This window comes from Nocardiopsis baichengensis YIM 90130 (assembly GCF_000341205.1).
Classification (GTDB): Bacteria; Actinomycetota; Actinomycetes; order Streptosporangiales; family Streptosporangiaceae; genus Nocardiopsis_A; species Nocardiopsis_A halophila.
Map to the genome: position 1 here is coordinate 42,501 of NZ_ANAS01000011.1, position 21,077 is coordinate 63,577.

Genomic DNA, 21,077 nt, shown 5'->3' on the forward strand with positions numbered 1-21,077 from the left:
GGCGCTCCCGGGGGCCGCTCCCAGCGCCGATAGGCTGGGTCGGGTGAGTGAGACTTCGATTCGCGTTCGCTTCGCGCCGTCCCCGACCGGCATGTTCCACGTCGGCGGCGCCCGTTCCGCACTGTTCAACTGGGCGCTGGCACAGCAGCAGCCCGAGGGCCGGTTCGTGCTCCGCATCGAGGACACCGACGCCGCCCGCAACAAACCCGAGTGGACCGAGGGCATCACCAGCGCCCTGTCCTGGCTCGGCATCTCGGCCGACGACCCCCACTTCGAGGGGCCCTACTTCCAGTCGGACTACGCCGACAAGCACCGGGAGACCGCCGAGCGCCTCCACAAGGAGGCCAAGGCCTACTACTGCGACTGCACCCGCGAGCAGGTCGCCGAGCGCCGGGGCAACCCGCACCTGGGCTACGACGGGTTCTGCCGCGACCGCGGCCTGGAGGCCGGGCCCGGGCGCGCGCTGCGCTTCCGGGTGCCCGAGGGCGGGCCCACCGTCGTCGACGACAAGATCCGCGGCCGCGTGGAGTTCGAGCACGACAACATCGAGGACTTCGTCATCGCCCGCGCTGACGGGTCCCCGCTGTTCGTGCTGGCCAACGTGGTGGACGACGTCGAGATGGGCGTCAACGAGGTGATCCGCGGCGAGGAGCACCTGTCCAACACCCCCAAGCAGCAGCTGCTGTGGGAGGCGCTGGGGCAGACGCCGCCGGTCTGGGCGCACCTGCCGGTCATCGTCAACGAGAAGCGCCAGAAGCTGTCCAAGCGCCGCGACAAGGTCGCCCTGGAGTCCTACCAGGAGGAGGGCTACCTGCCCGAGGCGATGGTCAACTACCTGATGCTGCTGGGCTGGTCGCCGGGCGAGGACCGGGAGATCATGCCCTGGGACCGGATGCAGCCGCTGTTCAAGATCTCCGAGGTGAACAGCTCCAGCGCGTTCTTCGACGAGAAGAAGCTGCGGGCCTTCAACGGCGAGTACATCCGCGCGCTCAGCGTGGAGGACTTCGTCGAGCGCTGCCGGCCCTACCTGGCCCCCGACAAGGCGCCCTGGCCGGAGGAGAGCTTCGACGAGGAGGCCTTCCGCGCGATCGCGCCGCTGGCCCAGAGCCGCGTGGCGGTGCTCAGTGAGATCGTGCCCAACGTGGACTTCCTCTTCCTCGACGAGCCCGTCTTCGACGAGAAGTCCTGGAACAAGGCGATGAAGCCGGGCGTGGGCGAGGAGATGCTCACCGCCGCCCTGGAGCGCTTCTCCGATCCCGGGCAGGCCTGGGAGGCCGAGGCGCTCAAGACCGCCCTGGAGGAGGTCGGCCAGGCCCAGGGGCTGAAGCTGGGCAAGGCCCAGGCCCCGGTGCGGGTGGCGGTGACCGGGCGCACGGTCGGCCTGCCGCTGTTCGAGTCCCTGGAGCTGCTGGGGCGCGAGCGGGTGCGCGCGCGCCTGGAGGCCGCGCTGGAGCGCCTGCGTGCCCAGCAGGCGCAGGAGCAGGCCGACGCCGACGCCCCCGCCCAGTAGACGCCGGGCGGAGGCGCACCGAAGGACCGGGGTGGCCGGGCGCACACCGGCCGCCCCCGGATTCCGGTTCGCGAGTACTCCCGAAGTCCGCTAAAGTTAAGCACGTCGCCGCGGGGGACAGGCCCGAAAGGGAAGCCCCCCGGGGAAAAGCACTGGGGTATGGTGTAATCGGCAGCACGACTGATTCTGGTTCAGTTAGTCTAGGTTCGAGTCCTGGTACCCCAGCCAACGGCCTCCTCGCGGAGGTCGCGGGACCGACTCATCGGTTCTCTTGGGCCCCCGTCGTCTAGTGGCCTAGGACGCCGCCCTCTCAAGGCGGTAACGGCGGTTCGAATCCGCTCGGGGGTACGCAACAGGGAGAGGCTCCCATTCGTATGGGAGCCTTTTTACTGGCGCAGGGCAGGTCGGGCCGGACTCACGGGTCCGGTAGGATGAGGCCCGTTAGGCCCCCGTCGTCTAGTGGCCTAGGACGCCGCCCTCTCAAGGCGGTAACGGCGGTTCGAATCCGCTCGGGGGTACCAGGAGAGGCCCGGACTCATCGCGAGTCCGGGCTTTTCGCATGTCAGAGGTGCTACTCAGAGGTGCTTCAGGCGAAGGTGGCGCGGATCACCCTCCCGTGGTGTCACGGGCCTCGGTACCGCCGTGTCCTAGCCGTCGACGAACCGTGATCGAGCGATCGACGACGAAAGGCAGGCGCCCCATGAAGCGCGTCACCGTCCGCGACCAGATCCCCGAGATCTACGGCAAGATCCTGGAGGCCGGCCCCGAGCTCCAGAAGGTCCTCGGCGACACCCTGAGCGAGCTGGTCAAGCTGCGCGTGTCCTACCTGAACGGCTGCGCGTTCTGCGTCGACAAGCACACCCAGGACGCCCTGAGCCAGGGGGAGTCCCAGCAGCGGCTCTTCCTGCTCGCCGTGTGGCACGAGGCCCCGGCCCACTTCACCGACGCCGAGCGGGCGGCGCTGGAGCTGGTCGACCAGATCACCCGCCTGGGCGAGCACGGGGTCTCCGACGAGGCCTACGCGGCCGTGGCCGAGCACTACTCCGAGCGGGAGACCGCCGCGCTGATCCTGGCCGCGGCGCACATGAACCTTCTCAACCGGGTCGGGGTCACCACCCACCTGCACCCGCCGGTGCGCCGGTCCTCCTGACCCGCGGCCCGTCCCTGGGCCCCGCCGGTCAGGGGCGGTCGCCGACCCGGGCCCCGGCGGCCCGGGTCTCCACCTCGCCGGCCCCGGCGGCGCCGGTCATCGCCAGCAGCTGGTCGAGCAGCCAGTCGGCCAGCTCCTCGGCGCCCATCGGGCGCTCCTGGAGCCAGATCAGCACCGCCGACTCCACCGTCGAGATCCAGCACCGCATGGCCAGCAGCTCGCGGGGGGCGGGCTCGCCCGCCCCCGAGCGCTCCAGCAGCAGGTCCAGCACCTGCCGGCGGACCTCGTCGATGACCGACTCGGTGCTCTCGGTGGCCACGATCGAGCCGCCGCGCAGCAGCGCGGTGTAGGCCGGGGCGTAGGCGTCGGCGAAGGCGATGAACGCCCGCAGCGCCGTGCGCAGCTGCTCGGTCACCGGAAGGTCGGGCGGGGGCGCCAGGCGCGGGGCCAGCTCGTCCACGGCGGTGCGCAGCGCCGCCTCGCGCAGCTCGGCCATGTTCGGGAAGTAGCGGTAGACCAGGGCCCGCGACACGTCCGCGGCCTCGGCCACGTCCTCGGGCGTCACCCGGTCGGGGGAGCGGAGCGCGAACAGCTCCAGGGCGGTGCGGATCAGGTCCTCGCGCCTCCGGTGCGGAGCCATCCGCCGGGGGCGCCGCGCCCCGGCTCCCGTGCGCTCGCTGCTGGCCATGGTCCCGACCGTACCGGCACCGGTCACAGGTCGATGACCAGGCGCCCGCCGCCGGCGGCGCGGGACACGCACAGCGCGACCGTCCCCCGGTCGCCCGGGGCGCCGCCGGTCGGCCGGTCGCGGTGGTCGGCCCGGCCCTCCAGCAGGGGCACCCGGCAGGTCCCGCAGAAGCCCTGGCGGCAGGAGAAGGCGGCGCCGGGGACCACCGCCCGCACGGCGTCCAGGGCGGTGCGGTCGGCGGGTACGGCCACCACCCGTCCGCTGCGCGCCAGCTCCACCTCGAAGGGCGCGCCGCCGCGCACCGGCGGCGGGGAGAACCGCTCCCAGTGGAAGGGCAGGGGCGGCGCGTCCGGGAGCGCGGCGCGCACCGCCTCGATCAGCGGGGGCGGACCGCAGCAGTAGACCGACGCGCCGGCCGGCGGGGCGCCCAGCAGCTCCGCGCCGTCCGGGACGCCGCCGGCGTCGTCGGTGCGCACCTCGACGGACCCCGAGGGGGCCCGGGGCAGCTCGTCGAGGAAGGGCAGGGCGGCGCGGGAGCGCCCGGCCACCACCAGGCGGTAGGGCGCTCCCCGCCGCGCCGCGGCCTTGGCCATCGGCAGGATCGGGGTGATGCCGATCCCGCCCGCGATGAACACGTAGCGCTCGGCGCGGGCGAACGGGAAGGCGTTGCGGGGGCCGCGCACCGCCACCTGGGCCCCCGGCTCCAGCGCGTGCACCTCGCCGGAGCCGGCGCCGCCGGGGATGCGCCGCACGGCGATGCGGTAGCCCGCGGGGTCGGCCGGGTCCCCGCACAGGGAGTACTGCCGGACCGTCCCCGAGGGCAGCACCAGGTCCAGGTGCCATCCGGGCTGCCAGGGCCGCACCGGGCGGCCGTCCAGGGGCTCCAGGCGCAGGGCGGTCACCTCCTCGGCGGGCCTGCCGACCGCCGCGACCCGCATGGGCACCGCCCCGCCGCCCAGAGCCCCGGCGCCGTCGGAGTGCTCGGCGCCGGCGGGGTGCTTGGCGCCGCCGAGGGCCGACAGCAGGGGCTGCAGGCCGTCGGCGAGCCGGTCCAGGGCGCGGAAGAAGGGGTCGGGGCGGTCCCGGCCGTGCAGGTCGCGGGGGAAGGGCGGGTCCGCGTACCTCCGGTCGCCGTGCTTCACGCGTCCTCCGTCCCCTGCCGCTCGGCCGCCCGCGCGGCCGGGGAGACCGCCAGGTAGGACACGGCCTTGGCGGTCGAACCGACCTGCGAGGGATGGAAGCGCGGCTTGAAGTACTCGGGGACGGACCTGGCCAGGCGCCACAGGTTCGGCGTGACGCCCTGGCGCCCGCTGCGCAGGATGTCCCGCCACCGCGGCTTCAGGCGTCCTTTGGTCACCGGGTCGTTGGCCATCAGGAAGCGCACCCCGCGCACCCACAGGGCGGTCAGGGCGGCGGTGGAGACGACCATCGCCAGCGCGCGGCGCCGGTAGTCCCCGTCCACGTGCATGAACAGGTCGAAGGCGACCGATCGGTGCTCGACCTCTTCGGCGCCGTGCCAGCGCAGCAGGTCCAGCATGACCGGGTCGGCCCCGGACCGGTCCAGGGCCTCGGCGTCCAGCACCCACTGCCCCAGCACGGCGGTCATGTGCTCGATCCCGGAGACCAGGGCCAGCCGGGTCATCAGCCAGGACTCGGCCCGGGCACCGGTCAGGCCGCGGTCGCCCAGCAGCCGCCGGAACATCCAGGCGATCTGCGAGACATAGGGGCCCGGACCCAGTCCGTGGGCGTCCATGTGGTCCAGGACCCCGGCGTGGGCCTCGGCGTGCACGGCCTCCTGGCCGATGAAGCCGAGCACGTCCTCGCGCAGCCGGTCGTCGCGGATATAGGGCAGGGCCTCTTTGAAGACCTCGACGAACCACCGTTCGCCCTCGGGCAGCAGGAGGTGCAGGACGTTGATGACGTGAGTGGCGAACGGGTCGCCCGGGATCCAGTGCAGGTCCAGGCGGGACCAGTCGAAGTGGACGTCGCGCGCGTGCAGCACGATGTGCTCGGGCTCGTCCTCGGGCAGGGCGGGAGCGGGGGAGCGTCCGGTGTCGGAGGTCATTGCGGTCCTCAGCGCATGGGGGTCAGGAGAGCGGTGACAGGCGCGCGGCGGCCCGCAGGGCGGCCGGGGAGACCCGTGACAGCGCCAGCCCGGCGCGGGCCTCGGCGGTGACGGGGAGCAGTTCGGGGCCGCGCTGGAGGGCGTCGGCGATCTCGCGCGCCGCGCGCTCGGGGGTGAACCCGCGTCGGCGGTACAGGCGGTTGAGCCGGTCGCGCGTCGATGAGCCGGTGTCGGGCCCGTCGCCTGCGCCGGCCCTCTCACCGGAGAAGCGGGTGGCCGAGATGATGCCGGTGTTGACCAGCCCGGGGCACACGGCGGTCACCCGGATGCCGTGCCCGGCCAGTTCGCCCCGCAGGCAGCGGCTGAGCATGAGCACGGCGGCCTTGGTGGAGGCGTAGGCCGGGTAGGCGCGCGAGGGAAGGTAGGCGGCGGCGGAGGCGGTGTTGAGGATGCGCCCGCCCACGCCCTCCTCGACCATCATCGGGGCGAAGGCGCGGCAGCCGTTGATCACGCCCCACAGGTTGACGTCGATGGCGCGGCGCCAGTCGTCGTCGGCGGTCTCCAGGAAGGGGCCTCCGACGCCGATCCCGGCGTTGTTGACCACGGTGTCGGGGACCCCGTGCTCGGCGCGCACGCGCTTGGCGAAGGCGGCGACCGCATCGCCGTCGGCCACGTCGACGCGGTGGGCGGTGGCGCGCGGCCCCTCGCGCGAGGCCAGCTCGGCGGTGTGCTCGGCGGTGGCGGCGTCGATGTCGGCGCAGACCACGTGGGCCCCGCGGCGGGCCAGCTCCAGCGCGGTGGCGCGGCCGATGCCGCTGCCGGCGCCGGTGACCACGGCCAGCTGCCCGCCGAGCGGACGTGCCGCGGACCGGTCCCCGGGCTCGGGCACCGTGCCCTCCTCCACGCCCCTGACCAGCTCGCGCACGCGCCCGGCCACGACCCCGGGGCGCGTGCGGGGGATCCAGTGCCCGCCGGCCACCCGGTGGAACCGGAAGTCCTCGGCCCACTCGCCTGCGGACAGGACCAGGCTCTCGGCCATGAACAGTTCGTGGGTGGGGGCGAGGACCTGGACCGGCACGCCGGTGTGCCGCCGCCGGGGGCGCAGGAGCCGGTCGCGCATGTTCACCCGGTACAGCTCCAGGCCGTTCAGGTGGTTGCGCAGCAGCCTGCGGTCCCGGGGCGGCCGACCGTCGGACGGGCCGAAGCGCTCCAGCGCGCGCAGGGCCGCGCCCCCGACGCCGCTGAGCCAGGCCAGCTCGGGAACCCAGGGCAGGTGGAAGAAGCCGATGTAGGACGAGCGCAGCGCCTCGTCGGCCAGGTCCGCAAGCGCGCGCGGGCTGGGGCGCAGCCGGGAGCGCATCCAGTGCGCCGCGTGGTCCAGGCACGGGCCGGAGACGGAGGTGTAGGAGGCGAACAAGGGGGCGTGGCGCTCGTCGGTGACGGTGTGCCAGGCGGCGAGGGAGCCCCAGTCGTGGGCCAGCAGGTGCACGGGGCGGCCGCCGCCGGCGGCCCGGGCGACCCGGGCCGTGTCGTCGGCGAGCCGGTCCAGGGCGTAGCCGGAGCGCTCGCGCGGGGCGGGCGAGGCGCCGGCCCCGCGGACGTCGTAGACGACGACGTGGTGGTCCGCGGCCAGGCGGGCCACGACGCCGTCCCAGACCGAGGAGTCGTCGGGGTAGCCGTGGACGCACAGCACGGTGGGTGCGGCGGGGTCGCCGTAGGCGCGCGCCGCGAGCGCGAGCCCGTCCGCGGTGGGGACCCGGAACGCCGTTGCGGTGGTGCCGGTCACATCAGTGCGAGACATGGCGTCATGTTAAACAAGGTGTCAATAAGAGGCCAGGGGGGGACCGGGATTTCCCGCCGCGCCCGCCGGGCAGGAAGGGGGCATGCGATCGCGAGCGCGGCCGCGGCGGTGGGCCGCCGCGGCCCTCCTCCTCGCCGCGGCGCCGGCCTGCGCGGACGGTGGGGCGGGGGAGCCCGGCGGGGACCGGTACGGCACCGGATCCGAACCGTCGGCGGACGCGTCGGCCACGGCCGGGCGGACGGTCCCGCCCGGCGAGCCGGAGACCGTCGTCGGCGGCCTGGAGGTGCCCTGGTCGGTGGTGTTCTGGCCGGACGGTTCGGCGCTGGTGTCCGAGCGCGACTCGGCGCGCCTGCTGCGCCTGCCGCCGGGAAGCGGCGACGGCGGCACCGGGCGGGAGGCCGAAGAGGTCGGCACCGTGGAGGGGGTGGCGCCCGGAGGCGAGGGCGGGCTGCTGGGCCTGGCCGTGTCGCCGGATGCCGGGGAATCCGGCGGGGACCTGTACGCCTACTACACCGCCGAGGACGAGAACCGGATCGTGCGCATGGACTACGCGCCGGGGGAGGGCCTCGGCGAGCAGGAGGTGGTCGCCGACGGCATCCCGGCCTCCGGCTTCCACAACGGGGGCCGGATCGAGTTCGGCCCGGACGGGATGCTGTACGCGGGCACGGGGGACGCGGGGCAGGAGGGCCGGTCCCAGGACACCGGCTCCCTCGGCGGGAAGATCCTGCGGATGACCCCCGAGGGCGACCCCGCGCCGGGCAACCCCTTCGACAACCTGGTCTACAGCTACGGCCACCGCAACGTGCAGGGGCTGGCCTGGCACGGCGAGACGCTTCTGGCCACCGAGTTCGGCCAGGACACCTGGGACGAGATCAACGCCGTACGGCCCGGCGGCGACCACGGCTGGCCCGAGGTCGAGGGCGAGGGCGGCGGGGAGGACCGCGTCGACCCGCTGGTCACCTGGCGGCCGGCCGAGGCCTCCCCGAGCGGCGCCGCCGTGGCGGGCGGCTCGCTGTGGGCGGCCGCCCTGCGCGGCGAACGGCTGTGGCGGCTGCCCCTGACCGGGGACCCGCAGGACCCCGTGGAGGAGCCGGAGGCGCTGTTCGTCGGCGAGTACGGACGCATCCGCGACGTGGTCACCGAGCCCGGCGGGGAGGCGGTCTGGGCGGCCACGAGCAACCGCGACGGCCGAGGCGATCCGGGCCCACAGGACGACCGCATCCTGCGGATCCCCCTGGAGGGGTGAGGGCGCTCAGCTGAGCCCGGAGCAGTCGAGGGGCCCGGTGAAGGGCGGGGGAAGGGGGAGGATCCCCTCCGGCGTCGGCCGGGTCTGTTTGCGGTAGACGCCTGCCTGCGGCTGCTCGAAGAGGGTCCAGCGGTCATCGTCGGTGTCGATGAGCAGGTACGCGGGAGCCTCTCCGAGCGCATAGCCGCGCACCTTCTTCACCCGGTCGGTGTCCGCGTTGCTCGGGGACGTGACCTCCACGGTCAGGGCGGGCTCGTAGGAGGGGAACTTCCAGCGCTTCTCGTCGAGCATCGGCTCAGGGAGAAGGACGAGGTCGGGAATGTAGCGCTCGCCGGTCGGACCGATGGTGACCGTCGCGTGCTGAACCGGAAGGTACCCGGGGGCGAGCCCGGTGAGCTTCGCCTGGAGGAAACTGGTGATCTTGAGGTGGGGGCCCAGGGGGGTAGGCGACACGACCAGTTTCCCTTCGATGATCTCGACCCGGAAGCCCTCGGGCGGGGTGAAGGTGTCGGCCACCTCTTCGAGGTCAAACGACGCCCCCTGGAACGGCAGCTCAGGGAGTGGTGCGGCCATCGGCCTGACCTCCTATGTCGAACCGTCGGTCGTGACGCTAACAGTCGAATTCCAGGTTAGTCGGGTGATTCACCGAATCCCAGGGAACGCCGTGCGGCCCGCCCCTCATACCCCCTCGGTGTGGTGCAGCGCCTCGGTGATCTTCTCGGCGGCCGCCGTCACCGCCGGGGCGTGCAGGCGGCCGGGGGAGCGCGTCAGGCGCTCGATCGGGCCGGAGACCGACACCGCGGCGATCACCCGGCCCCCGGGGCCGTGGATCGGGGCCGACACCGATGCCACGCCCTGCTCGCGCTCGCCCACGCTCTGGGCCCACCGCCTGCGGCGCACCTGGGTCAGGCTCTGCGCGGTGAAGTGCGCCCCGCGCAGGCTGCGGCGGATGCGGTCGGCGTCCTCCCAGGCCAGCAGGACCTGGGCGGCCGACCCGGCGTTCATCGGCAGCTCGCTGCCGACCGGCACCGTGTCGCGCAGGCCGCTGGCGCGCTCGGCGGCGGCCACGCACACCCGCACGTCGCCCTGGCGCCGGTAGAGCTGGGCGCTCTCCCCGGTGAGGTCGCGCAGCTGGGACAGCACCGGCGTGGAGACCGCGAGCAGCCGGTCCTCACCGGTGGCGATGGACAGCTCGCCCAGGCGCGGACCGAGCACGAACCGGCCCTGGCTGTCGCGGGTCACCATCCGGTGCCGCTCCAGGGCCACCGCCAGCCGGTGGGCCGTGGGCCGGGCCAGGCCGGTGATGCGCACGAGCTGGGCCAGCGAGGCCGGCCCCGATTCCAGGGCGTCGAGGACCGACATCGTCTTGTCCAGGACGCCGACGCCGCTCGATGGGCTAGAGTTGTCCATGGCTTGATATTGCCGTCTCGATATGTGGAATGCAAATCCACTCGGGCCGACGCGTGTCCGCGTCGCGGCCGGCCCGCGGGGCGGCGGGTGTCGGGCCCGTGGAACCGTTGACCCGCACCGCCGAGACGCGAGGAGGCGTCGCACATGGCTCGCACGATGGCCGAGAAGGTCTGGGAGGAGCACGTCGTCCGGCGTGCCGAGGGCGAACCCGACCTGCTCTACATCGACCTCCACCTGGTGCACGAGGTGACCAGCCCGCAGGCCTTCGAGGGCCTGCGCCTGGCCGGCCGGGGCGTGCGCCGCCCCGACCTGACCGTGGCCACCGAGGACCACAACGTCCCCACCGAGAACGTCCTCGGACCCATCGCCGACAAGGTCTCGCGCACCCAGATCGAGACGCTGCGCAAGAACGCCTCGGAGTTCGGTGTGCGGCTGTTCCCGATGGGCGACATCGACCAGGGCATCGTCCACGTGGTGGGACCGCAGATGGGCCTGACCCAGCCGGGGATGACCATCGTCTGCGGCGACAGCCACACCAGCACCCACGGCGCCTTCGGCGCCCTGGCCTTCGGCATCGGCACCAGCCAGGTCGAGCACGTGCTCGCCACCCAGACGCTGCCGATGACGCCGTTCAAGACCATGGCCGTCACGGTGGAGGGCGAGCTCAGGCCGGGGGTGACCGCCAAGGACATCATCCTGGCGGTGATCGCCGAGATCGGCACCGGCGGCGGGCAGGGCCACGTCATCGAGTACCGCGGCTCGGCCATCCGGTCGCTGTCGATGGAGGCCCGGATGACCGTGTGCAACATGTCGATCGAGGCCGGAGCGCGCGCGGGGATGATCGCCCCCGACGAGACCACCTTCGACTACATCCAGGGCCGCCCGCACGCCCCGCAGGGTGAGCAGTGGGACGCCGCCGTCGCGCACTGGAAGAGCCTGCGCACCGACGACGAGGCCGAGTTCGACCACGAGGTGGTGCTGCGCGCCGAGGACATCGGGCCGTTCGTCACCTGGGGCACCAACCCCGGCCAGGGAGTGTCGCTGGACGCCGCGGTCCCCGCGCCGTCCGACTTCGAGGACCCCAGCGCGCGCGCCGCCGCGGAGAAGGCCCTGGCCTACATGGACCTGGAGGCCGGCACCCGGATGCGCGACATCGCCGTGGACACGGTCTTCCTGGGGTCGTGCACCAACGGGCGGATCGAGGACCTGCGCGCCGCCGCCGAGGTCATCCGGGGCCGCAAGGTCGCCGACGGGGTGCGGATGCTGGTGGTCCCCGGATCCATGCGGGTCAAGGAGCAGGCCAACGCCGAGGGTCTGGGCGAGGTGTTCACCGAGGCCGGGGCCGAGTGGCGCGAGGCGGGCTGCTCCATGTGCCTGGGGATGAACCCCGACCAGCTCAAGCCGGGGGAGCGCAGCGCCTCCACCTCGAACCGCAACTTCGAGGGGCGCCAGGGCAAGGGCGGCCGCACCCACCTGGTCTCGCCGCTGGTGGCCGCCGCCACCGCCGTGCGCGGCACCCTGTCCTCGCCCGCCGACCTGTAGCCGCCGCCCCGACGACGACGGAGACGACGGAACCCGAAAGGCTCAGAGCATGGAGAAGTTCACCGTCCACACCGGCCGGGGCGCCCCCCTGCGCGCGGGCAACGTGGACACCGACCAGATCATCCCGGCGGTCTACCTCAAGCGGGTCGCCCGTACCGGCTTCGAGGACGGCCTGTTCGCCGCCTGGCGCGCCGCCGACCCGGAGTTCGTCCTGAACAAGGAGGAGTTCTCCGGCGCGGACGTGCTCATCGCCGGCCCCGACTTCGGCACCGGGTCCTCGCGGGAGCACGCGGTCTGGGCGCTGCAGGACTACGGCTTCAAGGCGGTGCTGTCCCCGCGCTTCGCCGACATCTTCCGCGGCAACTCGCTCAAGGGCGGGCTGCTCACGGTGGTGCTGCCCCAGGAGGTGATCGAGCGGCTGTGGGACATGGTCGAGGCCGACCCGTCCACCCCGATCACCGTGGACCTGGTCGAGCGCGAGGTGCGCGCCCCCGGGGTGGCCGAGCCCTTCGAGATCGACGACTACACGCGCTGGCGGCTGATGGAGGGGCTGGACGACATCGCCCTGACCCTGCGCCACACCGACGACATCGGGACGTTCGAGGAGCGGCGGTCGCCGTGGCTTCCGGTGGCGCAGTAGGGCCCGGCGGGGGTCCGGAGGGGGCGTCGGAGGAGGGCTCCGGCGCCCCGGACGCCCCGCCCGGCGCGGAATTTTACCTGGACTTGGCGCGGCGCCTGCGGGAGGCCCACCGGCGCGCGGAGGCCCTCCCCGAGGGTGTCCGGATTCCGGTTATTCGTAGGCTTTTGACGGTCACAGAAGCGGTCAAAAGGGATCCCGTGCGTGGTTCCGAGCGGCTCGACCGGATGCTGGAGGAGATCTCTTCGCAGGTGGACGACCCCCCGACACGCTGAGAACTTTCGGTGTTTGTGTTTGTGCCGGGGCCCTCCGGTCCCCTAATTTCGTGCGAGCAAGGGGGAACCGGAGGAACCAATGAACAAGCGTGACCTGATCGACGCGATCTCCGACCGGTTGGGGGACAAGAAGACCGCAACCGAGGCCGTGAACGCCGTGTTGGAGACCATCCAGAAGACCGTCGCCGAAGGCGACAAGGTGGCCATCACCGGATTCGGCGTGTTCGAGAAGGCCGAGCGCGCCGCCCGGACCGCCCGCAACCCCGCCACCGGGGAGACCATCAACGTCCCCGCCAGCTTCGTCCCGAAGTTCCGGGCCGGGGCCGACTTCAAGGACCTGGTCAACGGCAAGAAGAAGTAACCCCTGGGCGGTGCGGCGCCGCCCGGTCCTACGGGGCCGGGCGGCGCCGTCGTGTGCGCACCCCGAGCGGTCTCGGCGGGCTTGGCGCGGCCCGCCATCACAGGCCCAGCCGCCCCAGCACCTTGGCCGTGTGCGGCCCCACGCCCAGCGCGCGCGCCTGGGCCAGGTCCTCGCGGGTGTCCACGTCCCGCCGCAGCCCCGGCACGTCCGTGCGGAGGATCTCCACCGTCCCCAGCGAACGGTGCCGGAGACGGGACCGCCCCTCGAACGCCGGAAGGAACACCGATCCCGGCGCGGCGGCGTACAGCGTGGTGCCCACACCCTGGGCGTCGGCGGCGAAGGACCGCGCGTGCAGCCCGGCGTCGGCGAGCACCCGGTCCAGCTCGTCGGGGCGCAGGGCGGGCAGGTCGGCCGAGAGGGCGCACACCCCGGCTTCGGGCAGCGCGCCGCGGGCCCGTTCGGCCCCGTGGCCCAGAGCGGGGTTCAGGCCGCCGCCGGGCTCTCCGTCGACGATGTGCGCGCCCAGGGCTCCCAGCGCTTCGTGCGCGCGGGTGTCGTCGGTCACCGCGAACACCCGTCCGACGCGGGAGCAGGCCGCCGCGGCCATTACCGTGTCGCAGGCGAAGGCCAGCGCCAGCTCCGCGCGCGCGGCGGCGTCGTCCGGCCCTGCCAGGCGCGTCTTCGCGTCCTCCAGGGCCTTGACCGGGACCAGCACCGACCACAGCAGCGTCACCGGCGCACTTCCCCCTCGGCTCGATGGGACCCCGGAACGGCGCGACCCGGGACGGACTCAGAAAAAGGGTAAACAGGACGCGGTCCGTCCGCGGACGCCCGACTCGCCCCCGGCGCCGGACGTTCGCCGACGGGCGCCCGTGACATGGGCGGATCGTCGGGCCTCCTAGACTGGATCGACCGCGCGCGGCCCGTTCTCCCCCCTGGGGCCGTGCGGCGCGCGCCGATGACCAGGGGCGAATCCGGAGGAAGCAGTGGCCCAGCAACGCGAGTCGCGGTGGGTGAAGGTCGTCGTGGCCTCCATCGTGCGCCCGATCCTGCGGGCGGTGACCCGGCCCGAGTGGCGCGGGCAGGAGAACGTCCCCCGCGAGGGCGGCGTCATCATCGCCGCCAACCACCTGTCGATGTCCGACCCGCTCACCATCGCGCACTTCCTCTACGTGGGCGGGCGCCGGTGGCCCACCTTCACCATGAAGGAGGCCGTGATGCGCATCCCCGTGGTGCGCTCGGTGGCCAAGAGCACCGGCCAGATCCCCGTCAAGCGGGGCAGCACCGACGCCGTCAAGGCGCTCCAGGAGGCCGAGAACGCCCTGGTGCGCGACGGCAGCTCGGTCATCTTCTACCCGGAGGGCACCTGCACCCGCGACCCCGACCTGTGGCCCATGGTGGCCAAGACGGGCGTGGCGCGCCTGGCGCTGTCCACCGGCGTCCCCGTGGTCCCGCTGGCGCACTGGGGCGAACAGCACCTGCTGCCCTACGGCACCACCAAGCTGCGCCCGTTCCCGCGCAAGAAGGTGCAGATGGTGGCCGGCCCGCCGGTCGACCTGTCGGCCTATGAGGGCAAGCCCCTGACGGCGACCCTGCTCAAGGAGGCCACCACCGACATCATGCGCGCCATCACCGACCTCCAGGCCGGCATCCGCGGCGAGGAGCCCCCGGCCGTGCCCTACGACCCCAAGCAGGCACGGCGGGCGACCCTGCAGGAGGGGGCCGAGGAAGGGACCGCAGAGGGCACGGGCGAGGGCGCCTGACCCGTAGGCCCGCCCGCTCGGGGCGCCCCGGAGGACCGGGGCGCCCTTCGCACGATGCCGCACGAGTCTGCACGATGCTGCAGGACCAGGAGCTTCAGAAAGGGGCCGCATGACGAAGGTCGCGGTCATGGGCGGCGGTTCGTGGGGGACCGCCTTCGCCAACGTGCTGGCCGACGCCGGCGCGGCCCAGGTGGAGGTCCACGGACGCCGCGCCGAGGTCGCCGAGGCGATCACCACCCGGCACGCCAACCCCGACTACCTGCCGGGTATCGAGCTCAACCCCGCCCTTTCGGCCACCACCGACGCGGCCAAGGCCCTCAGCGGCGCCGAGTTCGCCGTGGTCGCGGTGCCCTCCCAGTCGCTGCGGGCCAACCTGCGCGACTGGGCGCCGCACATCGCCCCCGGGACCGTCGTCGTCAGCCTGATCAAGGGCGTGGAGCTGGGCACCTCGCTGCGGGCCAGCGAGGTGATCACCGCCGAGCTGGGGCTGCCCGCCGAGCAGGTGGCCGTGGTCACCGGCCCCAACCTGGCCCGCGAGATCGCCGAGCGGCAGCCGGCCACCGCCGTGGTGGCCTGCCCGCACGAGCCCACCGCGGTGCGCTTCCAGCACCTGTGCAAGTCCGCCTACTTCCGCCCCTACAGCAGCACCGACCTGGTCGGCGCCGAGCTGGGCGGCGCGGTCAAGAACGTGATCGCCCTGGCCGTGGGGGTGGCCGTGGGCATGGGCTTCGGCGACAACGCCAAGGCGGCGCTGATCACCCGCGGGCTGGCCGAGACCGTGCGGCTCGCCGTCGCGCTGGGCGCCGACGAGCACACCCTGGCCGGGCTGGCCGGCATGGGGGACCTGGTGGCCACCTGCTCCTCGCCGCTGTCGCGCAACCGCACCTTCGGCGAGCAGCTGGGCAAGGGGCTGACCGTCGAGCAGGCCGTCGAGCGGACCCGGCAGACCGCGGAGGGGGTCAAGTCCTGCGAGTCGATCCTGGCGCTCGCGCGCACGAACGGGATCGACATGCCCATCACCGAGGCGGTGGTCGGCATGATCCACCACGAGCTGTCCCCGGCCGAGGCGCTGCAGGCCTTCATGGCGCGCACCGCCAAGCCCGAGCGGTACGGAGTCTGAGGAGGCGACCATGAGCGAGTCCGGCGAGTACGGCCGGTACGGCCGGTACGGCGAAGCGACGCGGGCGGTGCGGCTGCCCATCGGGGACGGGCCCCAGGGCGAGCGGCCCATGCGCCCGCCGGTGCACCGCAGCACCACCTACGCCTTCGAGGCCTCCCAGGACTACGCCGAAGTGCTGGACGGGGCCCGCGGCGGCTACTCCTACGCCCGCATCGACAACCCCACCGCCGACGCCTTCGCCACCGCCCTGGCGGCCATGGAGGGCGCCGGCGCCGACCGGCCGGTGCACGGGCAGGCCTTCGCCTCGGGCATGGCGGCGATCAGCACGGCGCTGCTGGCGCTCACCTCGGCCGGGTCGCACGTGGTCGCCTCGCGCGCGCTGTACGGCAACACCTACTCGCTCCTCGACGGGCTGCTGCGCCGCTTCGGTGTGGAGACCGACTTCGTGGACGCCGGCGACATCGACCAGGTGCGCGCCGCGATGCGACCGGAGACGGCGCTGGTGTTCACCGAGACCCTGTCCAACCCCGGCATGCTCGTGGCCGACCTGCCGGCCCTCGCGCGCGCGGCCCACGACGGCGGCGCCCTGCTGGTGGTGGACTCCACCTTCGCCTCTCCGGCGGTGTGCCGCCCCTTGGAGCACGGCGCCGACCTGGTCCTGCACTCGGCCACCAAGTACATCGGCGGGCACAGCGACGCCACCGGCGGCGCGGCCGTCGGGTTCGCCGAGCCGATCGCCCGGGTGCGCGCGGCCCGCATCGACCTGGGCCCCACCCTGGCGCCCGACGAGGCCTACCTGCTCCACCGGGGGCTGGAGACGCTGCCGCTGCGCATGGAACGCCAGTGCGCCACCGCCGCCGAGTTCGCCGCCGCGGTGGCCGCCCACCCCGCGGTCGCCCGGGTCGACCACCCCTCGCTCCCCGGGCACCCCGGGCACGGGCTCGCCCGCGCGCTCTTCGACGCAGGCCGCTGCGGCGCGGTGGTGAACGTCGCCCTGCACGGCGGCCGCAAGGAGGGCATGGCCTTCGCCGACGCGCTGGAGCTGGCCGACGTGGCCGCCTCGCTGGGAGGAACGCACACCCTGGCCGGGCACGCCGCCTCCACCACGCACCGCCAGCTGAGCGACGCCGAGCTGGAGAGGGCGGGCATCGCGGCGAGCGCGGTACGCTTCTCCATCGGCCTGGAGGACCCGCGGGACCTGGTCCGTGACGCACTCGCGGCGCTCGACGCCTGCGGCGGGGCGTGACGGACGGGCCTGGGCGGGTATGCGGTCACCGGGGGACGGGGCCGATCGGACAGTACCGGAGCGCCGCCGCGGCGCCCGGATCTCTACGAGGCGAGATTGGGTCGGGCAGTATGGCCGAGCAGCGCAGAACGACCGAGCAGGGCAGGGTCCGCGTCGCCGTGGTCTTCGGCGGGCGCAGTTCCGAGCACGAGATCAGCTGCGTCACGGCGGGCAGTGTCCTGTCGGTGATCGACACCGACCGCTATGAAGTGGTGCCGGTGGGCATCACCCGTACCGGCGAGTGGGTTCTGGCCTCCGGTGACCCCGACCGCCTGGCGATCGACGGCGACCGCCTGCCGACCGTGGAGGGCGCGGGCGGCGGGCAGGCCTTGGCGCTGCCGTTCGACTCCGGGTCCGGCCTGGCGGTGCTGGAGCCCGACGCGGTCCCGCAGCGCCTGGGGGAGGTCGACGTGGTGCTGCCGCTGCTGCACGGCCCCTACGGCGAGGACGGCACCATCCAGGGCCTGTTCGAGATGATGGGCGCGCGCTACGTGGGCGCGGGCGTGTTCGCCAGCGCCGCCTCGATGGACAAGGTCTTCATGAAGGCCATGCTCACCGGGCACGGCATCGCCACCGGTGCCTACGTGCCGGTGACCGACCGCGAGTGGCGGACCGAGCGCAGGCGGGTGCTGGACGACATCGCCAAGCTGGGCGAGGTGCTGTTCGTCAAGCCCGCGCGCGCCGGGAGCAGCGTCGGTATCACCAAGGTGTCGGACGGCTCCGACACCGACGCGGTCGTGGCCGCCATCGAGACCGCGCGCGAGCACGACCCCAAGGTGATCGTGGAGGCGGCCCTGTCCGGGCGCGAGGTCGAGTGCGGCGTCCTGCAGGGCGTCGGCGGGGCCGCTCCCGAGGCGTCCCTGCCGGCCGAGATCCACGTGGCCGACGGGTTCGACTTCTACGACTTCGAGGCCAAGTACCTCTCCAGCAGCAGCCTGACCATCCCGGCGGACCTGCCGGAGGAGGTCATCGAGCGCATCCGCGCCCTGGCCGTGCGCACCTTCGAGGCCATGGGGTGCGAAGGGCTGGCGCGGGTGGACTTCTTCTACGGCGACGACGGCGAGGTCTACGTCAACGAGCTCAACACGATGCCGGGGTTCACCCCCAGCTCGGCGTTCCCGCAGATGTGGGCGGCCACCGGCGTGGACTATGCGGCGCTGGTGGACCGCCTCATCACCACGGCCCTGGACCGCCCGGCCGGCCTGCGCTGAGGCGCGTTCCGCGGGCCGCGCCACTCCAGCGGACGCCATCCGCCAGGGCGGTGGTATCGGCCCGCACGTTTGAAGCGGCGGTCGCACAAGGAAGGGGGCTTTCCGGCTCCGGTGCGGACTGCGACTGTGGACTGCGAGGTCAACGCCGGTTCCCCCAGAAGGCCCTCCGGCTCCACCCCGGTACGCCCCTGCCTTCGACCGGGCATATCCGGGGTCGCGCGGCACGCCGGTGGACCGGCCTTTTCGGGCCGCTACGGCCACCACCGGCCGCGCACCGGATTCTCCGGCCCCGTCTCTAGCGGCCCGGCGGCGTGAACCCCTGGGGCGGCGCCGGCGGGTGACCGTGTGGGGGTCCGGGAGGAACCGGCGGTGCGGCGGGCGCGGCCGGGCCGGGCGGGACCTGCGGGGCGCCCGGCGGCACGGCGGGGAGGACCCGGCGGGCCAGCAGGGTGCCGCCGGCGGTCGCGGCGGGGAACACCAGCACGGCCACGAACGGCACCGCCAGCAGCAGGTAGGCGGGCACTGCGAAGCCCAGGGACAGCGCCTTGCGGGACCACAGCGCGCGGCGGCGGTCGGCCAGGCGGCGCATCCCGCGCCGGTCGAAGGCGGCGCCCACCAGCTCCATGCCGAGCAGGAACCCGCCGACCAGGGCCGAGACCACCGGCACCACCGTCTGCCCGACGACCGGGACGAACCCGGCGATCAGCATCGGCACGGCGAACAGCGCCGAGACCAGCACCAGGACCAGCGACTGGCGGACCGACCGCGCGATGGACCCGGTCAGCGACTCGTCGACCTCCGGAGCGCCGCCCAGGCGCTCCTCCACGTCCTCGGCGATCAGGTCGTACAGGGGCGCGCCCAGGGCCAGGGTCAGGCCGGTGAAGCCGACCACCATGACCAGCACGGCGCCGCCCACCATCAGCACCCCGGCGGTGACCTGGACGGTCGTCCGCCAGCCCTCGGACCAGTCGTTGGCGAAGGGGGTGGCCCAGGCGGCCAGGTCGCCGATGTTGAGCAGCAGCGCGATGAGCGCGCCGAGGAACAGCAGCGAGGTGAACAGCGGGGGGATGGCGCCCAGGAAGAACAGCTTGGGCCGGCTCAGAACCATGCCGGCCCCGCGAAGCAGGAGCCCTGCCCCGGAGAAGACGTCGCGAACGGCGGAGATCATGGTCGGTGAGCCTACCGAGTGGCGGCGGCCGCCGGATCCCGCGATTCCCGGCGGGGCCGCCCGGCATCGCTCCGCCATGGCCGCCCGCCAGGGACGACGACACCCGTCGGGCCGTTTGCGGAGGGGATCACCTTGCTCCCCTCAAGGAAGCCGCGGCCCTTGGTCCGGGGAGGGAACGGGCCCGAGCCGCTGTGAATCCGGCGGTCGCCGGCCCGCCCGGGCCCCGCCGCGGTCGCCCGCTCGGGGAGCCCCCGGATCACCGGAGCCCAGGCCGTCCCCGAGGGCACGGCGGATCCCGGTGAGGGGGCGGAAACCGTCCACAGGCGGGGGCGGCCCACTGGCGGGCGGGTGCGCCGCCGCTGTCCCATGAGGGGCATGGACGATTTCGCCGCCCTCACCTCCCTGGCCGCTTCCCAGCACGGGGTCGTCTCCCGCGACCAGGCCCGCGGCTGCGGGCTGGCGGACCGGGCGATCGACCGGCTCGTGCGCTCCCGGCGCTGGGCCCGGGTCCGGCCCAACGTCTACCGGGTGGAGCCGGGGCCGCTGCCGCTGGCCGCCCGGGTCAAGGCCGTCCAGCTGTCGCTGGGGCCCCGGGCGGTGGCGGTCGGGCCCACCGCCGCCCGGCTCTGGGGCGTCCAGGGGCCCCTGCCCGGTCCCGGGTACGAGCACGTGCACGTCAGCGCACCGGGGCGGGGCGGCGGGGCCTCGGCGGGGGTGCGCCGGTACGGCTGGGACGTGCCGCCGGGCGAGACCACGGTGCGCCGGGGCCTGCGCCTGACCACCCCGGCCCGCACCCTCCGGGACACGGTGCTGGTGACCGACCGCTTCACCGCCGTCAGCGTGCTGGACTCGGCGCTCAACCTGGGGCTGGTCGACCCGGGCGAGCTGGAGGAGCTGGCCGCCGCCAACGCGGGCAGGCTCGGCGCACCGCGCAGCCGCCCGTGGTGGGGGCAGGCCGACGGGCGGGCCGAGAGCACCTTCGAGACCCGGCTGCGTCTGGTGCTGGCCGACCGCGGCCTGGCCCCGCAGGAGCTGCAGTACCCGGTGTTCACCGCGGAGGGGGAGCTGGCCGGCCGCGCCGACCTGGCCTGGCCGGAGTGGGGGGTGGCGGCCGAGGCCGACGGCGCCGGGCCGCACTCGCTGCCGGACGCGCTCTTCGCCGACCGCAGACGGCACAACCGCATGGCGACGGCCCCGGGCCGCCTGGTGCTGCTCCGCTTCACGTGGAGCGACCTGCGCCACCCCGACCAGATCGCCGAAATGGTCCGCGAAGCCCGCTCCCAGGCCCCCTGATCTCGCGTCGGCCCGGGCGCCCGGCCGGTGCATCGGGTGGACGCACGGAGACGCACGAACCCCCGGCGAAGGCCCACCGGTTGCGCGGGAGGAGCGACGACGGCACGGCCGGTGCCCCGCTCGCGCCTGCCGGGCGGGCGGCGGGCCGCCGGGGTGCAGTGGGAGGGCGGCGACGAAGAGGCGGGGCGGTTCCCCGGGGCCTCCGGTCGGCCGTCGGGCCTCTCGCGGTCCGGGCCGGGCGCGTGGTGGGCCCGGTCGCCGCCCGGACGCGCCCGCGGCGCCCCACCCGGCCGGCGCCGGGACCAGCACCCCCTTCTGACCTGGGTGAATACGCGCCGTCACGGTTCGGGGAGGGGGGAAGTGCGCCGATCGACGCCCCACGGCGGCTCCCGGGCGCGATCCCGGCCAGACCAGAACGGGATTCGGTTCCACGGTGCCCGCAATGCCCCCGATTGTCCGCCTGCCGAGGGGGAGCGGGCCGAGGGGCAGGGGCGGGGCGCCCGCCCGCCCCGGGTCTCGCGCCGCCGGCTTCTACGGTGACCGTCGGCGCAC

The 21,077-nt window shown here is 74.1% G+C and carries 20 protein-coding genes and 3 tRNA genes; 15 read left to right on the forward strand and 8 right to left on the reverse strand.

Annotation, left to right across the window (positions count from 1 at the left end):
• Nucleotides 1-43 precede the first annotated feature (43 nt).
• From gltX to C892_RS0110700, 5 genes are all read left to right on the forward strand, one after another.
• On the forward strand, nt 44-1,510 hold the full coding sequence (gene gltX / locus C892_RS0110680; RefSeq protein WP_083934356.1) for a glutamate--tRNA ligase: 1,467 nt from the start codon (nt 44-46) through the stop codon (nt 1,508-1,510).
• A gap of 153 nt (nt 1,511-1,663) precedes the next feature.
• Nucleotides 1,664-1,738, forward strand: a tRNA-Gln gene (locus C892_RS0110685).
• A gap of 47 nt (nt 1,739-1,785) precedes the next feature.
• A tRNA-Glu gene (locus C892_RS0110690) sits at nt 1,786-1,858 on the forward strand.
• Between the two features lie 97 nt (nt 1,859-1,955).
• A tRNA-Glu gene (locus C892_RS0110695) sits at nt 1,956-2,031 on the forward strand.
• Nucleotides 2,032-2,210: 179 nt separating this feature from the next.
• On the forward strand, nt 2,211-2,660 hold the full coding sequence (locus C892_RS0110700; RefSeq protein WP_017537140.1) for a carboxymuconolactone decarboxylase family protein: 450 nt from the start codon (nt 2,211-2,213) through the stop codon (nt 2,658-2,660).
• 28 nt (nt 2,661-2,688) lie between these two features.
• On the opposite strand, the gene C892_RS0110705 is transcribed toward C892_RS0110700, so the two are convergent.
• From C892_RS0110705 to C892_RS0110720, 4 genes are all read right to left on the reverse strand, one after another.
• Nucleotides 2,689-3,300, reverse strand: coding sequence for a TetR/AcrR family transcriptional regulator (locus tag C892_RS0110705; protein ID WP_017557178.1), 612 nt, complete (start codon nt 3,298-3,300; stop codon nt 2,689-2,691).
• A gap of 71 nt (nt 3,301-3,371) precedes the next feature.
• A complete protein-coding gene (locus C892_RS0110710; RefSeq protein WP_017557179.1) occupies nt 3,372-4,490 on the reverse strand; it encodes a PDR/VanB family oxidoreductase in 1,119 nt (372 codons plus the stop codon).
• Nucleotides 4,487-5,413 carry a metal-dependent hydrolase gene (locus tag C892_RS0110715; protein ID WP_017557180.1) on the reverse strand — a complete coding sequence of 309 codons (927 nt, stop codon included), beginning with the start codon at nt 5,411-5,413 and terminating at the stop codon, nt 4,487-4,489. The genes C892_RS0110710 and C892_RS0110715 overlap by 4 nt, the downstream gene beginning before the upstream one ends.
• Nucleotides 5,414-5,435: 22 nt before the next feature.
• Nucleotides 5,436-7,214 (reverse strand): SDR family oxidoreductase, encoded by a 1,779-nt coding sequence (locus C892_RS0110720; RefSeq protein WP_239647344.1) that lies wholly within the window; start codon nt 7,212-7,214, stop codon nt 5,436-5,438.
• 82 nt (nt 7,215-7,296) lie between these two features.
• On the opposite strand from C892_RS0110720, the gene C892_RS0110725 reads away from it, so the two are divergent.
• Entirely contained in the window at nt 7,297-8,460 is a 1,164-nt protein-coding gene (locus tag C892_RS0110725; protein ID WP_017557182.1) for a PQQ-dependent sugar dehydrogenase, read from the forward strand.
• 6 nt (nt 8,461-8,466) lie between these two features.
• Here the strand turns inward: C892_RS0110725 and C892_RS0110730 are convergent, their stop codons facing one another.
• Both C892_RS0110730 and C892_RS0110735 read right to left on the reverse strand, forming a co-directional pair.
• Complete coding sequence (locus C892_RS0110730) at nt 8,467-9,033, reverse strand: Uma2 family endonuclease (protein ID WP_017557183.1); 567 nt, start codon at nt 9,031-9,033, stop codon at nt 8,467-8,469.
• Between the two features lie 105 nt (nt 9,034-9,138).
• Complete coding sequence (locus tag C892_RS0110735) at nt 9,139-9,822, reverse strand: IclR family transcriptional regulator (RefSeq protein WP_017537133.1); 684 nt, start codon at nt 9,820-9,822, stop codon at nt 9,139-9,141.
• 192 nt (nt 9,823-10,014) lie between these two features.
• Here C892_RS0110735 and leuC point away from each other — a divergent pair, with 192 nt between their 5' ends.
• From leuC to C892_RS0110755, 4 genes are all read left to right on the forward strand, one after another.
• Nucleotides 10,015-11,412 (forward strand): 3-isopropylmalate dehydratase large subunit, encoded by a 1,398-nt coding sequence (leuC, locus tag C892_RS0110740; protein ID WP_017557184.1) that lies wholly within the window; start codon nt 10,015-10,017, stop codon nt 11,410-11,412.
• Nucleotides 11,413-11,461: 49 nt separating this feature from the next.
• A complete protein-coding gene (leuD, locus tag C892_RS0110745) occupies nt 11,462-12,052 on the forward strand; it encodes a 3-isopropylmalate dehydratase small subunit (RefSeq protein WP_017557185.1) in 591 nt (196 codons plus the stop codon).
• Nucleotides 12,031-12,324, forward strand: coding sequence for an SCO5555 family protein (locus C892_RS32845; protein ID WP_017557186.1), 294 nt, complete (start codon nt 12,031-12,033; stop codon nt 12,322-12,324). The genes leuD and C892_RS32845 overlap by 22 nt, the downstream gene beginning before the upstream one ends.
• 79 nt (nt 12,325-12,403) lie before the next feature.
• Nucleotides 12,404-12,685: an HU family DNA-binding protein gene (locus tag C892_RS0110755; protein ID WP_017537129.1), complete on the forward strand. Its 282-nt coding sequence runs from the start codon at nt 12,404-12,406 to the stop codon at nt 12,683-12,685.
• Nucleotides 12,686-12,782: 97 nt separating this feature from the next.
• Here the strand turns inward: C892_RS0110755 and cofC are convergent, their stop codons facing one another.
• Entirely contained in the window at nt 12,783-13,418 is a 636-nt protein-coding gene (gene cofC, locus C892_RS0110760; protein WP_017557187.1) for a 2-phospho-L-lactate guanylyltransferase, read from the reverse strand.
• 253 nt (nt 13,419-13,671) lie between these two features.
• Here cofC and C892_RS0110765 point away from each other — a divergent pair, with 253 nt between their 5' ends.
• The 4 genes from C892_RS0110765 to C892_RS0110780 all read left to right on the forward strand — a co-directional run bounded on the left by C892_RS0110765 (nt 13,672) and on the right by C892_RS0110780 (nt 18,064).
• Nucleotides 13,672-14,448, forward strand: a complete 777-nt coding sequence (locus C892_RS0110765) for a lysophospholipid acyltransferase family protein (protein ID WP_017557188.1) — start codon at nt 13,672-13,674, stop codon at nt 14,446-14,448.
• Between the two features lie 109 nt (nt 14,449-14,557).
• Nucleotides 14,558-15,568: an NAD(P)H-dependent glycerol-3-phosphate dehydrogenase gene (locus tag C892_RS0110770; protein WP_017537126.1), complete on the forward strand. Its 1,011-nt coding sequence runs from the start codon at nt 14,558-14,560 to the stop codon at nt 15,566-15,568.
• Between the two features lie 10 nt (nt 15,569-15,578).
• Complete coding sequence (locus C892_RS0110775; RefSeq protein WP_017557189.1) at nt 15,579-16,814, forward strand: trans-sulfuration enzyme family protein; 1,236 nt, start codon at nt 15,579-15,581, stop codon at nt 16,812-16,814.
• 110 nt (nt 16,815-16,924) lie between these two features.
• Complete coding sequence (locus C892_RS0110780; RefSeq protein ID WP_017557190.1) at nt 16,925-18,064, forward strand: D-alanine--D-alanine ligase family protein; 1,140 nt, start codon at nt 16,925-16,927, stop codon at nt 18,062-18,064.
• 295 nt (nt 18,065-18,359) lie between these two features.
• On the opposite strand, the gene C892_RS0110785 is transcribed toward C892_RS0110780, so the two are convergent.
• Nucleotides 18,360-19,232, reverse strand: a complete 873-nt coding sequence (locus C892_RS0110785) for an EI24 domain-containing protein (protein ID WP_017557191.1) — start codon at nt 19,230-19,232, stop codon at nt 18,360-18,362.
• Nucleotides 19,233-19,607: 375 nt separating this feature from the next.
• Here C892_RS0110785 and C892_RS0110790 point away from each other — a divergent pair, with 375 nt between their 5' ends.
• Nucleotides 19,608-20,525: a type IV toxin-antitoxin system AbiEi family antitoxin domain-containing protein gene (locus C892_RS0110790; protein ID WP_017537122.1), complete on the forward strand. Its 918-nt coding sequence runs from the start codon at nt 19,608-19,610 to the stop codon at nt 20,523-20,525.
• Nucleotides 20,526-21,077 lie beyond the last annotated feature (552 nt).